Source organism: Pedobacter sp. AC464, assembly GCF_979253075.1.
Genome location: NZ_CEEDBV010000001.1, coordinates 285329 through 299977, shown reverse-complemented (window position 1 = coordinate 299977; position 14649 = coordinate 285329). Strand labels below are relative to the sequence as shown.

Annotated in this window: 10 protein-coding genes; 1 reads left to right on the top strand and 9 read right to left on the bottom strand. The window is 40.6% G+C overall.

The annotated features are described in order from the left end of the window. Positions 1 to 158: 158 nt before the first annotated feature. From AC0IWT_RS01240 to AC0IWT_RS01200, 9 genes are all read right to left on the bottom strand, one after another. Entirely contained in the window at positions 159 to 2024 is a 1866-nt protein-coding gene (locus tag AC0IWT_RS01240; protein ID WP_471795627.1) for a 7TM diverse intracellular signaling domain-containing protein, read from the bottom strand. 342 nt (positions 2025 to 2366) lie between these two features. Further along, on the bottom strand, positions 2367 to 2594 hold the full coding sequence (locus AC0IWT_RS01235) for a hypothetical protein (RefSeq protein WP_471795626.1): 228 nt from the start codon (positions 2592 to 2594) through the stop codon (positions 2367 to 2369). Between the two features lie 135 nt (positions 2595 to 2729). After that, positions 2730 to 2981: a hypothetical protein gene (locus tag AC0IWT_RS01230; RefSeq protein WP_056870808.1), complete on the bottom strand. Its 252-nt coding sequence runs from the start codon at positions 2979 to 2981 to the stop codon at positions 2730 to 2732. Between the two features lie 158 nt (positions 2982 to 3139). Continuing rightward, a complete protein-coding gene (locus AC0IWT_RS01225) occupies positions 3140 to 3517 on the bottom strand; it encodes a hypothetical protein (protein WP_471795625.1) in 378 nt (125 codons plus the stop codon). Between the two features lie 214 nt (positions 3518 to 3731). Then, a complete protein-coding gene (locus tag AC0IWT_RS01220) occupies positions 3732 to 5507 on the bottom strand; it encodes a RagB/SusD family nutrient uptake outer membrane protein (protein WP_471795624.1) in 1776 nt (591 codons plus the stop codon). Between the two features lie 21 nt (positions 5508 to 5528). After that, on the bottom strand, positions 5529 to 8837 hold the full coding sequence (locus AC0IWT_RS01215) for a SusC/RagA family TonB-linked outer membrane protein (protein WP_471795623.1): 3309 nt from the start codon (positions 8835 to 8837) through the stop codon (positions 5529 to 5531). A 487-nt stretch (positions 8838 to 9324) separates the two neighbouring features. Next, the gene (locus AC0IWT_RS01210) at positions 9325 to 11751 is read right to left on the bottom strand and encodes a DUF4982 domain-containing protein (protein ID WP_471795622.1); all 2427 of its coding nucleotides are present in this window, start codon (positions 11749 to 11751) and stop codon (positions 9325 to 9327) included. 339 nt (positions 11752 to 12090) lie between these two features. Beyond that, positions 12091 to 12918, bottom strand: coding sequence for a transporter (locus AC0IWT_RS01205; protein ID WP_471795621.1), 828 nt, complete (start codon positions 12916 to 12918; stop codon positions 12091 to 12093). A 584-nt stretch (positions 12919 to 13502) separates the two neighbouring features. Then, on the bottom strand, positions 13503 to 13748 hold the full coding sequence (locus AC0IWT_RS01200) for a hypothetical protein (RefSeq protein ID WP_056870815.1): 246 nt from the start codon (positions 13746 to 13748) through the stop codon (positions 13503 to 13505). 313 nt (positions 13749 to 14061) lie between these two features. Between AC0IWT_RS01200 and AC0IWT_RS01195 the strand changes: the two genes are divergently transcribed. Beyond that, positions 14062 to 14433: a hypothetical protein gene (locus tag AC0IWT_RS01195; protein WP_056870816.1), complete on the top strand. Its 372-nt coding sequence runs from the start codon at positions 14062 to 14064 to the stop codon at positions 14431 to 14433. Positions 14434 to 14649: the final 216 nt, after the last annotated feature.

The following is a 14649-nucleotide window of genomic DNA, read 5'->3' as shown; positions in this document are numbered from 1 at the left end:
TATTAATACGTTTCGTAAACAAGCGCTTTATGATAAAAATGCATCAGCATCCGCTGCAGACGCTTTCAGTTTTTACAGCTAATACGCTTTATAAACAAGAGAAAAATTTAAAAAAAGAGTTTTTGATTCAGCTTGCGTAAGCATACCCACCACAAAGCCTAATCGAGAACCAAGCGGCTCCACCCTGCTTCACCTGCTTTTTTAAGCTCTTCCTTACGCTCATGAAACAACCTCTGCATCCTGGAGTTATAAGTCCAGCAGGTGCTTTGCCGTATATCCAAAATTTGAGCAAGCTTGTAAGATGAAATCGTTCCCTTTGAACTGTACACTAAAAACAGCATATATAACGCTTTCGTAATTGGGATTCGTCCATTTTGAAATACCGTTCCTGTAATAACTGATTCGTCATAACCACAACGCGTACACCTTCTGCTAAATAAAGTTTGCCCTGCAAGGAAACTCTCGTTATTACACTTTTTACAGCTAAAGCCTTTCTGCCATTTTAGATCTGCAATAAATTTGAAGCAGCTTTCCTTATCGGGATAAATGCGGCTGAATTCCTCAAAATCTGGCACCTTCGCCGTCAGCCTGGCCCTGGTTGCCTTTTCAATATTCAGGTTAAGTTCAAGATTGTCTTTCTTAAGCAGAGAGTTCATCAATGAGATGTCTATATTTTGCCTTTCGATGATTTCGGCTTTCTGTTTAATTTCCGCTGTGCGCTCTTCTACCATGGCCGTTAACTCATGATTTAATGTTTGCGTGAGTTTCTCATTAATACGCAATTGTTCGATGATACGTTTTTGTGCCGTGGTTTTCTTTTTACGCAGGCTGCGGATGCTGCTCCCGATGGCGAAGGATACAAGCACCATTTCAATTACAAAACAGATGCTTAAACTATAATAAACAAGCGTTCCATAAGGTATCCACTTTAACAGAAGCAATATTTTTACTATAAATCCCGAAAGGAGAAAGCCATAGCCAATAACTATAAAGAGCGCTGGTTTAAAACCCTTACGGTAAACATAAACGCCAGCGGAAAACACCAACATCAGTGGCAAAAGCTCAATAACCTTTAAATTGAAAAGTCTGGTATCGTAAATACAGGCCAGAAAGAAAAGGGTACGAAGACCAATAAATACAAGAACCGCCCTGTAAAAACCCGGTGCTTTGGATTTTAGATATAAAAAATTTACCGTAAACAGCATTCCAAAAATGCTACTTATAAAAAGGGCAACGCCAAAACCGTAAATGTTTGCCGAAGGATGGTTTGGCCAAAGGTATTGAAAGGCAATTCCATCGTTACACATTTCGTAGAGGCCAATACCCAGGTTATACAAAACATAGAAAAGATATTGCCTGCGCTTTACAGCAAAAAACATTAATAAGTTGTAGAGGCAAAAAACGATAATCATGCCGTAGAAAAGGCCAAAAATAAAATATTCGCTAACCGCGTAACCAACAAACCATTTTAACTCCCGAAGCACAATAATTGCGCTCACTGGGTTGGGCGATTTAACGCGAATGTAATAGGTTAACAAATCGTTTGATTTGTTTTCCAAATCGTAGGTGAAGTTTTTATGGGCGTAAACCCGTTCCGAAAAATTATAATCGGTACCAAAATGTTTTACCTGGTAGCTGTTGAAACCATCGGGAATGTAGAGTTGCAGGTTTGTTATCGACTGATCGAAAAATTCAAGCATCCATTTATTTGACGAAGCAGCATTGTGTCCTATCCTAAACTTGTACCAGTACGCTGAACCCGGATGTTCATTTTTCGGAATCCGGTTGGTGTTGGGCTTAAATTTACCTTGTACCTGACTTGTGAGAATTTCGCCAAAAGTCAATTTTCCGGAAACATCTTCGAGCATGTCGATTTCGTTAAAGGAAAATAGCTGATGTGGAGTGCTATCGTCTATCTTAACCGGAATCTGCGCACCGGCTTGAGCGTAGAAAAAAGAAAGCACTGTAAAAATGAGGAATAAAAGCTTGTTGGGGCTCAAACACCATGCGTATCGAAAACTCATATCACGGAATATTTGGTTTGTTTGAGTCATTATAGCAAAAATATTCGGCAAAATGAACCTCAAAATGCTGGCAAAGCCACAACTAACTTAAAAGTCAATTTCAATCGATTGAAATTATCTGTTCGATTTTAATATGCTTACTAGGCTTTTAAATTTTGAACCTAAACTCGCTGAACATTTGAACATTTTTACAGCTTTCAAATCAAAAAAAAACGGACTGATACAATTGTACCAATCCGTTAATAACCAAATAAGGGCCTAACGAGCAAAGGCCAAAACAAAGTTAAATAGCTGTTGTAAATTTAAGGTTAAACATAGTTCAATGCATGTTAAGCTTTTCCGCTAAACGATATTTACCTCGAACCCGCGATAGCTAAGCATTTCCGCATTATGATTTACTTTTAGGTTTAGTCCGAGGTTTTCGATAATATCCCTTGCCCGTAACATGCTGCCATGCAAATCATAAAGCCCACGTATTTCGATTCCGTAAGACATGAGTTTGAATTTACTCGGTTCAAACTTTAGGATAAACTGTTGCAAATCTGAAGTAATATTTGTTGTGTTTTGCATATGGTGGTTTTATGCTGCAAAACTGGCAAAGGCATCTTAACTTAAAACAACCTGGAGGTTAAGTTTTCAAGAATTGTGGAAAATGTAAAATCAGTTTTTTGATACGCTAATGATTGAGCTGCAAGTTATTTACATTTAAAGCTTGTTGTATAACCGCCCACCCAACTGAAAGTTTTGGCCTAACTGCACCATCTCCGATTTGGAGATAAAATTTGGGTCGTCGAACTGCTTCATCAGTATAGCCTTCGGAACGAGCAATTGTCCTGTAGTTGTTTTTATCAGGCAATCATTTTCTTTTTCTGTTGCAGACATGTAATCTCCAATGTTGGGAACAAATTCTTCAAGGCGGATAAGGATTTCATAATAGAGATAAAGCGGGAATTTCATGGGACGAAGTTAACTCAACATCAATATAAGATTAAATTATCAATAGGTTAATATTAACCATTAACTTAACCTCTGTTTAACTTTGGATGTGTTGTGTTTTTTACTGTCTCCTTAGTGATTATTAACTTGAAACACCTCTTATTCCATCAAAAAAAAGATTACTGCCTTACAAATTTCAAACCGCAGCCTTCAAAACATGGCGGATTTAAGACAAGCGTAGAAGCAGTGACTTTGTAATAATAAGTAATGGGCTTGGAAAGCGTTGTTAATGTAACCTCTAAACGAATAGAATCCAAAACTTTAAAAGTCTGCAACTCGGGCACTGCATCGCCTTCAAACCTTCCGGCTTTATCAAGTGTTAAATATTTAGCAGGTCCTTTCACTTTTTCGTACCGCCCGCTTCCATCACCTGGGTCGTTTAAGGTTTCCGTTAGCCTCCATTTACCATATATCTCACCTCGTCCATCAATGGTTTTTTTGCAGGAAGCGTAAATAATCGTTGAAATCGTTAATAAAATCAAAAGCGCTCTTTTCATGATGTTTTTTATTTAGTTGAACGCTGTGAATTAGCGAAACGCGACACAATTTTAAAAAATTTGATGAACAAAGAAAAATGAGCCTCCGAAAGGTGGAGGCTCATTTGTTGTTTTTCATAGATGGTATTATTTTAATGCAGGCTTGGTAGCGCAAATTATCGGAACGAGGCTTTCATTAATTGTTTTTGTTCATTTCAATAATTGGGTTTACTTTCTACCAGCCTTTGTTTTGCTTCAGGTTCGGGTTTCGTTGTAAATCAGCAAGCGGAATTGGATAGTAGTAGTTTCGGTCGTTCCATTTTCTTGGAATTTCTTTCATCCATGTAAGTTCGCCAGAAGTGCCGTTTTTTAGCAATTGCGAATTTACTGCCGTTCCACTATTCGCTGAAACATCTACGTACGTTACACCTGCAACTACAGGGCTTGGCCGCGTGCCCTGATAAAAGGCGACATCTAAAATGCCATCTTCGTTCAAATCCAAGGGGGTAACAAGTGCCGGAACATAAAAGCCATTCCATTCCTGCTCCATAAGCGGGCCACGTTTCCACCTCAATAAATCAGAGAAACGTAAGCCTTCCAAACTCAATTCTATACCTCTTTCCCGTCTGATTTCGAGCAGTGAGGCATCAGAAATCTCTGGAAAGTAGTTAGCTACCAGGTATGGATCAAGCGTTGTAGGCTTAGCGGTTAAACCACCTGTAATACCTGCCCTCGAGCGCAGTGCCCCAATGGTAAGTACCCAATCGGCATCTGTTAATGTACCCAATTCTGCTTTAGCTTCAGCATAGTTTAACAGCACTTCTGCATAGCGAAATAATGAAACCGCATTCGTGTTTAAAGCGCCGGCGTCGTAATAGGTATCATCCAGGGCCCACTTAATAGGTTGATAACCCGTAAAAGTGTAAGAAAAAACCGGGGGTGCAGAAACCTGTTGGCCGCTCGTTATACGTTTGTAATCGCCTAAGCGAATAGTTTGTTTAAGGCGTAAATCACGGTTTTTCACTTCATCTTTGAACAACATTGTTTTATAGGCAGGGTCATTTGTAAAGGGAGTGCCATCAAGTTTAAGATAAGTGTTGATAAATGTGCGGGTAAAGCTGGCCTTTGCGCCATAAGTTCCACTCGTCCACCACCAGTTGGCTTCGTTAAGCACGCCTAAATTTAAATCGGCTACGGCTGATTGCAGTACTTCGTTTGCCACCGGCGTGTTGCTGGTAAAAACCTGGCGATAAGATACACCTGCGCCACCGGCAGTATTTAGCGAGTAACCACCTTTTTTAATGATTTCATCTGCTGCTGTAGCTGCATCATCAAGCCATTTATTTGCAGTAGCGCTAAGGTTCAAATCGGTATGGTATTTTCTAAAGGTTCCTTCAAAAAGGCATAATCTTGATTTATAAGCATATGCAACCCATTTGGTAACCGTTGTGCGGCTGGCATCGTTGGTGCTGCTGATGTTTGCACAGGCAAAGTTTATGTCTGCGAGTACAGAATCCATCACAAGCGATCGCGTATCTCGACCAGCGTTTAAAGCAGGATCATCAATATCCAGGGGTTTGCCAATCCATGGCACATCTCCAAACCGCTTTACCTTCTCCATATAAAAATAAGCCCGGAAATACCTTGCAATGCCAAGATAATTGTTGCGCACTGCAACCGGAACCGCAGTTTCGTTGCAATTTTGAATGAAGTAATTGATGTTTCTCAAATCTCTCCATGTCCAGCCAGAGCTGTTGTTGGCGGCAAAGCCACCATCACGAACAAAATCGGGTACCGCTTTAACAGCAAGGTAATCAGACATGGCATCCTGACTTGTCGAATTCTTCGGCAGGAAATCCATGTTATAAAACGAATTAGTGTAGAGTTTTAATCCGTTCTCGGTTCCAAAAACTGCTTCTTTTGTGGCTGTCGATTCCGGTTTTTGATCGAGTTTTTTACAGGCGGCGAAACCTACGCAAGCCATGCCAAGCCATATATATAATTTTTTCATTTTGATTCTTTTGTCAATATTTTAAAATCCAACGTTTACACCGAAAGAGTAGCTTTTCATCAGCGGATAATTGTATCCGTCGCCATTAGTACTGCCCGAGTTTAAATCCTGATCGGAAGGCACGGCATTTTCCACATCGATTGTATTCTTAACAATTTTGTACATTGGCGAGTAAGTGAATAAATTCTCGCCCGAAAAAAACACCTTTGCGCTTCTCATCCCGATTCGGTTTATCCATTTTGAAGGCAGATTGTAGCCAACCTGGAAGTTTTTCATCCTTACATAAGCAACATTTTGCAGATAACGGGTTTGTGCAACGCCGAGGGTTCTGTTGGTATTGCTGGAAGCTGCCCTTGACATGGTTCTCGGGAAATAAGCATCGGTATTTTGAGGCGTCCACATGTTGCCCAAATGGAAGGTTGGGATGTTGTTGTATGGCCTGTTGTACTGGCCCCAAAACATTTCGGTTTCTGTACTCGGGTACCATTGCTGTTTCCCAACGCCTTGAAAGAACACTGAAAAAGAGAAGTTATGCCAATCTGCACCGAGATTTACTCCATACAAATACCTTGGAGCCGAGTTTCCAATAATTCTTCTATCGCCTGATTTGCCAACTTTGTTTTCACCAACGTTAATAAAACCATCACCATTCAGATCTTTCAATTTGATATCACCCGGAAACCATTTTCCTGTCGGTGATGCCCTCATTTGAGGATCCTGCTTTGCATGCGAGGCAATATCGGCATCATCTATAAAAAATCCCTCAGTTTCGTAGCCCCAAATTTCGCCAAGGGTTTGGCCTTCATAATAATCGCTTAATAACTTATCGGGGTTATTATATTTGTCGATTTTGGTTTTATTATCAGATAAAGTTAGCCTCACATTATACCTGAAAGGTTTTTCAGACTGGCCGATTTTGTCGTTCCAGCTTACGGAAACTTCCCAGCCACGTGTAGTTAAATCTGCATAGTTTCCTTTAGGCACATCGGCGCCGAATACCGCGGGCGGTGTCAATCCGAAGGTAAACATATCCGTTGTTTTACGAACGTAAGCATCGCCGGTAAAGCTTAACCGACCGGAAAGCATGGTTAAATCCAAGCCAAAATTGGTGGTTGTAGAGGTTTCCCAGGTTAAGCCATCGGGTAGCACAGCCGGAATTCGTGTGGTTTGAGGCCTTACGCCGTTCAAAATAACACCTGATTGGTTAATGTTAAAAATTTCCTGAAAGGCGTAAGAAGCAATGTTTCCATTTCCAAGAGAACCGTAAGAGCCTCTTAATTTAAAGTCAGAAATCAATTTATCAGATACGTTCCAAAAAGACTCCTTGTTAATTCTCCAGCCTGCTGAAACAGAGGGGAAGAAGCCATAACGTTGATTTGATGGAAATTTGGAAGATCCGTCATATCTGGCATTAACTTCTAAAAGGTATCTATCTTTGTAAGAGTAATTTAATCTGGAAAAGCCGCCCAAAATTGCCCATTGCTCATAGCCACCGCCGGTACTAATAGACTGTCCGAGTGCCAGGTTTAAATCTTTAGCATCTTCAAAAATGATTCCGTTGCGTTGCACCGCAATTCGGTTGTAGGTAGATTGTTCGTAGTTGTAACCCGCCATCGCTTTCAGGTAATGGTCGTTTCCGAAACGGTTTTCGTACTCAGCGTAGATGTTCGTTGCCAAATATTGGGTTTCACGATTATCAAAAAGCAAGTCATTTGTTGTAGTACCTACATAAGCGGTAACGCCACGGGTGTTACTGTAGGGAACCTGCACACGTTTTTGCTCGATATTGTTATTGGTGTTCCTAAACGTAAAATCGGCATTTACCCTAAATTTATTGTTGAAAAAATTAGTTCGCAGGCCGGTGATGTTTCTAAACACCTGGCGACGCGTATCTATACCGTTTTTGCCGTAGATAAAATCGCCAACCGTGTAAGCCGCAGCGAATGTTAAAGACCCATCAGGGTTAAAAATCGGCATGGTTGGTTTTCCTTCGTCAGCAATGTTTCGCCAGATGCCACCACCCTCTCCCACATTGATTGGATTGTGGTAATTCATAACAGAATAATCTGCATTGTTTTCTATACTTAACCATGGAAATACTTGCACAGAACCACGTGCACGAATATTTTTCATATCGTAATCATCGCTGTTGTATTTAAACAACCCATCCTGATTAAGGTATCTGCCCGAGACCAGGAAGGAAACTTTATCGCTTCCTCCACTAACAGAGAGGTTGTTTTCGGTGGCTGCAGTATTTTTCTTATACAACTCTGAATAATAATCTGTGCTGCCGTAATAGGTATACTCGCCGGTAGTTGGGTTTACCTCTATCTGGTTATACTGCTGGCCGGATTCTGCCCTTTTCTTAAATTCATCAAGATAAGCTTGCGAAAACTTCTGGGTTTTATTGGCGTTTTGCGGAAAAGCACCGTCACCGTTTACAAAAGCTTCTGCAAACATTTTTGCCCAGGTGTAACCATCTGTTACGAAGTCGGGCACTTGTAACGGACTCTTTATTGCATAGTTCGATGAATAAGTTATGTTAGTGCGGCCTTTTTCTGCCTTTTTGGTGGTGATTAAAACCACCCCGAACACGCCTCTTGCGCCATAAATTGCGGCAGATGCAGCATCTTTCAGAATTGTAACGCTTTCAACGTCGTTAGGGTTTAAAAGCGATGGATCGCCCTCAAAACCATCTATCAAAACGAGCGCATTTCCACCCTGGCCAATTGAAGTTGTACCACGAATGTTGTAGCTTGGCGATTGTGTAGGCTTACCATCAAGCATTTTCAAATTCAGGTTGGGCAGCAAACCCTGAAGTCCTTGCGTAAGGTTTGTTATTGGTCTGTTTTCTAGCCTTTTCGACGTAATCTGGTCTACGGCTCCTGTCGCGTTTTCACGCTTTTGCGTACCGAAGCCTACAACGAGCACTTCGTTAAGACTGCCGGTTTCTCCCTTTAAGGTAACGTTCAATGGCGTAACCTCTGCGTTTTTTACAACGATTTTACTTAAAATCACTGTTGTATAGGATATAAAACTGACCTGAACATTGTATGTACCCACCGGAACATCAATCTTAAACGTGCCATCCGGATTGCTCTGAACAATCTTATTTAATTCCCTGATAACAATGCTTGCACCAGGTAAAGGCTCATTTTTTTCATCAACAACTTTTCCGCTGATTGTGCCCGATTGCTGATTATTGATTGGCGACGATCCATCTTTAGAATTTGCCCAGGAGGTAGACGGTATTGCAAGCCCGGCGGTAAAAACTGTGGCTATTAAAGCACATAGCGCAAACTTCCGCGTTAGCAGTAGAGGTTTTTTCATTAGTTAAAATAATTAGTTATCGGTGGTAAACCGTATTAGTTATATTCCTGGGTCCCTTAGAATGGTGCAAACATATCGCCCTTATATGAACATAATATTAACTTACTTTAACCTCTTAAGTAAATTGAGCGTGATGATTTCATGGCTGCATCGCAAACCTTTCCAACAAATTCATCGTCGCTAACCTTCACAGTTGCAAGAGTGATATTAAACCTGAACGAGAATTTTTTAGTTCGGGAAAAGAGGGATCAAATGGCTATCATTGCCACATTAGACCGTGCAAATTCTGAAGTTTCGACTTGACGTGTATACCTTAACAGGACTTTGCTCCGCCGATAGCGAATAAAAACTTCAGGTAAGCAAAAAAAGCCGTTGTGCCATGGATTTGAAAAAGCGGCAATTGTTATTCAGGATGCGTAAAAATTAACATTACAAAATTTACTGTAAAACGATATCGTTTTTACTGTAGCAAACCTGCGCCTGCGGCTTAACGAGAAACAATGTTGATTTTCCCAGATTTTAAGTTTTTGCCGGTAACGTTTAGAATGATTTCACCGGCTTTTCCATCCGACTGAACAATTACCACAAGCTTACCACTAAACAATTTCATTTTTGGTTTTACGAATGATTCGAGTGAGGTGGCATCACCATTACAAACTGCTTTAAACCTGCCTGCACCTTTAACTTCAAATTGCAAGTCATCAGTTGCTGTAGGGCAAAGGTTTCCAGCCTTGTCAAGCACCGAAACCGTTACAAATGATAAGTCTTTTCCATCTGCTGTAAGCTCCTTTCGGTCTGCCTGCAAAACGATTTGATATGGTTTTCCAGCTGTGAAAACCTGTGCTTCCTGCGCTGCCTTTCCATTGCTATCTAAGGCCACAACTTTCAGCGTTCCGGGTTCGTACTTAACATCCATCCACATTAAACGATAGCGGTTTTGTGGCGATGTTTTATCTTTCCTTCTTACACCGAGGCTTTTACCGTTCAAAAAAAGTTCGGCACTTTCATAACTTGTGTAAACAAAAACCGGTGTGGTCTGCCCTTCCCGTCCTTCCCAGTTCCAATGTGGAAGAATATGCAATGTGGGCGAGGCTTTATTCCATCTGCTTCTATACAGATAATATCGATCTTTTGGTAATCCGGCTAAATCGGAAATCCCAAAGTAAGAGCTCCTTGCTGGCCAGCTGCTGTCATATGGCGTGGGTTCCCCCAAATAGTCGAAGCCTGTCCAAACAAATTCTCCGATTACCCAGGACTTGTCATCCTGCATCACAAAATCATCATCGGGCAGGTTAGACCAGCTACAATATTCCATATCGTAAGAAGAAGATTGGAAATCAGCATATTGTTTATCGAAGCCTTTAACTACTGGAAACTTGTAAATACCCCTTGAGCTAACTGTTGATGCTGTTTCTGAGCCCAAAATAAATCCCTGCGGAAAGGCCTGATTCGCTTCTTCGTAAAGATGAACCCTGTAATTTAGTCCGGGTATATCCAGCAAAGCGCCAAAACCAGATTGCATGGTTGCCTTAACCTGATCCATACCCACTGTTACAGGACGTGTAGGGTCTTCACGATGGAAAATTTCCTGCAACCATTTCGCTCTCTTGACCCCTTCCGCACCAAACTGATCTGGAACCTCGTTTCCGGCACTCCACATAACAATACATGGATGGTTTTTAGTTGCGCTAACCAGGTTTACGATATCTTTTTCAGCGTCGGTATCAAAGTATAAATGATAACCATTTTCTACTTTTGCTTTAGCCCACTCGTCGAAACTTTCCGCAAGGAACATAAAGCCCATTTCATCACACAATTCCAGCTGTTCTGGCGACGGCATATTATGGGAACTGCGGATGGCATCGCAACCCATATCTTTTAAAATAGTTAACTGTCTTCTTAATGCAGCAACATTTATGGCTGTGCCGAGCGGACCAAGATCATGGTGCAAACAAACGCCCTTGAATTTTCTAACTTTGCCATTAAGACTAAAACCGCGACCTGCATCATAACTGATTGACCTGACGCCAAACCTTGTTTTCACTACATCTTTCAGTACGTTGCCCTCATAAACCTTCGAAACTGACGTGTAGAGGTATGGGCTTTCCGGGCTCCAAAGCTTTGGATTTGACAATTGTATATTTTGATCCGCTTCATTTCCGAAAATTGTTTTCGCTGTATCCAAGGCGACCACTTTACCCGCAGCATCCATAATCTGCGTAACTAAACGCAAGTTCGAGCCGGTTAATTTCGTTTTAACATTTACCTTTGCAAATGCCGTGTTAACAACTGGCGTGGTTACCGTAATCCCCCATTGGTCAACACTTTTCTTATCTTTGATGATTACGTGAATGTTCCGGTATAAACCAGCCCCGGGATACCACCGAGATGATTGTGGCTTGTTCTGAAGGTGAATAGCCAGTTGATTGCCAGTCTTATTCAGGTGATCCGTTATGTCGATGCAGAAATAATTATAACCGTAATTCCATTGGCCAACAAGCTTACCATTTAAATAAACCTTTGGTTCGCTCATCGCTCCATCAATCTGCAAAAGCACTTTTTGGTTAGCATTGATGGTAGGTAGATTGAGCTTTTTGCGGTACCAACCTTCTCCAATGTATGGCAATGCACCCGTTCTGCCTGTTTTTTCAGTTGGCTTGCTTTCTCCGTTTTGAGTTATTGCAATAACCTGTTTATCAATTTCTTTATCGAAAGGGCCGCTTATGGCCCAATCGTGCGGAACACTGACCGTTTCCCATGAAGCATCATTGAATTTAGTGGTAAATGCATCAACAAAACTTCCTTTGGCAAACTTCCAGTCCTGATCCAGTAAAATTTCCTGCCTTTGTGCAACAGCATTTAAATAACAGCTACAGACGATAACAAAGATGAAAAAGCTTTTTAACCAAGCCATATAAAGTAAATTTTTGAGTGGATGAATGAGCCGGTTTTGCTTTCAAGGTTCAACATTAGGTGCAGAAAACCGGATAACGCAATCCTATCAACTGCAACATTTCTTAAACTGAAAACCGACGGGGTAAAGGTACGTTTAAGCAGGCGATGTTAAAAACCCCGCACCCTTTTAAATTAAATGTGAAGATGAGTGAGGCTTTTTCATGGTTTAATTCAGCGCCGTGAATTGGACGTTGAGGGATTATGCGTGAAGCAGGAAATAGTCGCCATAGAATTCGCCTGACTGAAATTGCCTTGAATAACTAGTGTAATATTTAGATACCGTTCAACTCGAAATCAATTAAAGCCTGAAGGATAAGCCGACGAAATAGCTCTTTTTTGCTTCGTGCTGAAGGCCATAATTCACACCTCCATCTAAAAGCATATCCTTGGCAATTTCATATTGGAGCGCTGCGTTCAAAAAGTTTTTCATGTGCTTTTCTTTAAACTCATAAGTATAATAAGTTTCTACAATGGCTTCCAGTTTTTTACTTAAGTGATTGGACAATGCAACGGTTTGTAAAATTTCATTGTGGTGGCCCATGCCTTCCTCATCCTGAAGCCGGTCGGCTTCTACCTGAAAGCCTAATGTCCACTGTTTGTTAAACTTAACCCGCATAGGAATAATTATTCCACCTTCATATTGGCTCTCGTCATCAGCCCTGGATGTCGGGAATTTCAGATAAGGAAGCAAAGCAATAGCAAATTTCCCGTCGTTATTGAGAATCAGATTTTGCTTTATCCTCAAGGTTATATCGCCAAAACCGTGTTGCTGCTCCATGTTGCCGGCCCCATCAAACTCCTTTTGTAAAACGTAACTCTCTAGCGTTACCTGAATCGCTGTAGAACCTGTAAGCCCAAGTTTCAAATTTGCCTGATTAAAAAAATACTCATCTGTTTTACCGGTTTCTTTACCTTGCCTTTGAAATCGAAAGAGGTCGGTTTCTACTTGAAAATGACCCGCATCAACAGTTTGCGGCGTTTCGGTTACATCGGGGCGGTCTGTTTCCATTTCCCTCAGACTATCTTTCGGAACAGCCTTAAATAACGAATAGACTGGTTTTTTTTGAGCAAATACACCAGCACTACAAAGGCCGAAGAATGTAAGTATTAAAAGAAATTTTTTCATTGATGAGGTAAGTTGTAAACACTTTGAGCGTCAGCACTGTCGTTCTGCTAACTGCCTCAATTTTTTCTGAATTATGCCTAGGCAACGTTCATTTTAAAATAACTATTTTCAGATTATGAAGATAAAAGCGACTAATTATTGACTATCGGTATTTTTAGATTTTCGAATTGACTTATAACCGTCAATGAAGGTATTCATCAAATCTTTGAACGATTTTTTTGATAGTCCCGGCTTAGATTTATCCCGCTGATAGCGCTTTAACTTATCTGCTAATACCTCTTGCGGGTTCAAACTTGTCGACTTGATAAATGGATTCTTCATAACACCTTATTGAACATATACATAACCAGTATAACCGGATTTAGTTTGAGCACACGCAAATTCAACTGCTAAAAATATATAGTAGCCATTATTTGTTGGCCTGGATGGGCATTCACTGCAATAAAAGTAATGGAAATTTCCCGTTTGGATAGGCGTTTTCGATTGCAATTGAAATCGACAAATTGATGAACCGTGTTATAAAAAATAGGGGATCAGCTTATCTGGAGAAATGGAGATGGAGTGTTGTGTTGAACTATAGACAGCTATGCGCTGGCTTGCACATTTTTAGAACCTGTATTTTTCAACCGGGAAATTCTATCGATGTAAATACTTTTGATTTTACTGCCCGGCGTGGGAATGAGCACGTCGTGTACACTTTCAAGAAACCCGCAGAATATGCCATCAATCATGACTCTGTAAACATCCGGTTTCGACTTTACGCCCTGAACGATAATGATTGTACCGTCCATGTCAATTATTCGTGTATCTGTACCTGTAAAAACATGCATAACTCGCTTATTTTATTGTGTTTACCTATACACCAAAGGTACTTTAAAATCTTTTACAATCCTCAAAAATCAGATAAAAAAATTCAATGTAACCAGATTGTTAAATCAAAATATCATTAGGGATACTTGGTCCCACCCATTGCAACTTCGATGCTTAAAAGTTTAATGACTGTTCGGTCTCTAGAGTGTTGAGATTAATATTTTTGTTGCATTACCGAAAGAGCTAATGGGCATTATTTAATTTCAATTTACTTAGATTGCTGCTAACCCGCCTCCTAACCAAACTTTATTCCTTTCCACGGGTTTTACTGCAATGCAAAACCTGACCATACAAGAACTGTTTGATAACTTCGAAAGGCTAAACAAAGAAGTTGATGTAATAGAAAAAGAAATATCGGAAATAGAATTTGATGATCATTCTACCAAAGAGTTCATCACCGCTGACCAGGCCGAACAATATCTGCAAGATGCAGCCGCCTTTGAATTAAGACAAAATGAACTTGAAAAGCTAAAGCAGCAAGTTATAGAGGTAGCGGATATACTTTCAGATAAGCTTTGCCGGGTAAACACTAAAGTTAAGCTAATCGACAAAGACGACAACTGCGAAGTATTGGTCTATTGTTCTGAAGGTAGCATCATCGTTGAGGATTGTAAGTCTGAGGAGAAAGAAATTATTGTCGAGTAGTGGGTGATGCTAGTGCAGCCGTTTAGCCACCTTTTCTTCGATTAGTTTCATTTCCGCTTGTACATATTAGACAAAGCCCAGTGTCATTACATCGGTGCGAACAAACATTAAGCCCATCCCTACTAACGAGACCTCCCTATTGTATTCCTCAGTCAAATTCCGAGGCAATTCAATTATAGAATTTATTTTTCACAACTAGGCTAATCAATGGCTTAA

What these genes read in the sequence shown, in the direction of transcription:
- AC0IWT_RS01240 (WP_471795627.1), bottom strand. Translation starts at nt 2,024, where the DNA reads ATGAGTTTTCGATACGCATGGTGTTTGAGCCCCAACAAGCTTTTATTC.
- AC0IWT_RS01235 (WP_471795626.1), bottom strand. Translation starts at nt 2,594, where the DNA reads ATGCAAAACACAACAAATATTACTTCAGATTTGCAACAGTTTATCCTA.
- AC0IWT_RS01230 (WP_056870808.1), bottom strand. Translation starts at nt 2,981, where the DNA reads ATGAAATTCCCGCTTTATCTCTATTATGAAATCCTTATCCGCCTTGAA.
- AC0IWT_RS01225 (WP_471795625.1), bottom strand. Translation starts at nt 3,517, where the DNA reads ATGAAAAGAGCGCTTTTGATTTTATTAACGATTTCAACGATTATTTAC.
- AC0IWT_RS01220 (WP_471795624.1), bottom strand. Translation starts at nt 5,507, where the DNA reads ATGAAAAAATTATATATATGGCTTGGCATGGCTTGCGTAGGTTTCGCC.
- AC0IWT_RS01215 (WP_471795623.1), bottom strand. Translation starts at nt 8,837, where the DNA reads ATGAAAAAACCTCTACTGCTAACGCGGAAGTTTGCGCTATGTGCTTTA.
- AC0IWT_RS01210 (WP_471795622.1), bottom strand. Translation starts at nt 11,751, where the DNA reads ATGGCTTGGTTAAAAAGCTTTTTCATCTTTGTTATCGTCTGTAGCTGT.
- AC0IWT_RS01205 (WP_471795621.1), bottom strand. Translation starts at nt 12,918, where the DNA reads ATGAAAAAATTTCTTTTAATACTTACATTCTTCGGCCTTTGTAGTGCT.
- AC0IWT_RS01200 (WP_056870815.1), bottom strand. Translation starts at nt 13,748, where the DNA reads ATGCATGTTTTTACAGGTACAGATACACGAATAATTGACATGGACGGT.
- AC0IWT_RS01195 (WP_056870816.1), top strand. Translation starts at nt 14,062, where the DNA reads ATGCAAAACCTGACCATACAAGAACTGTTTGATAACTTCGAAAGGCTA.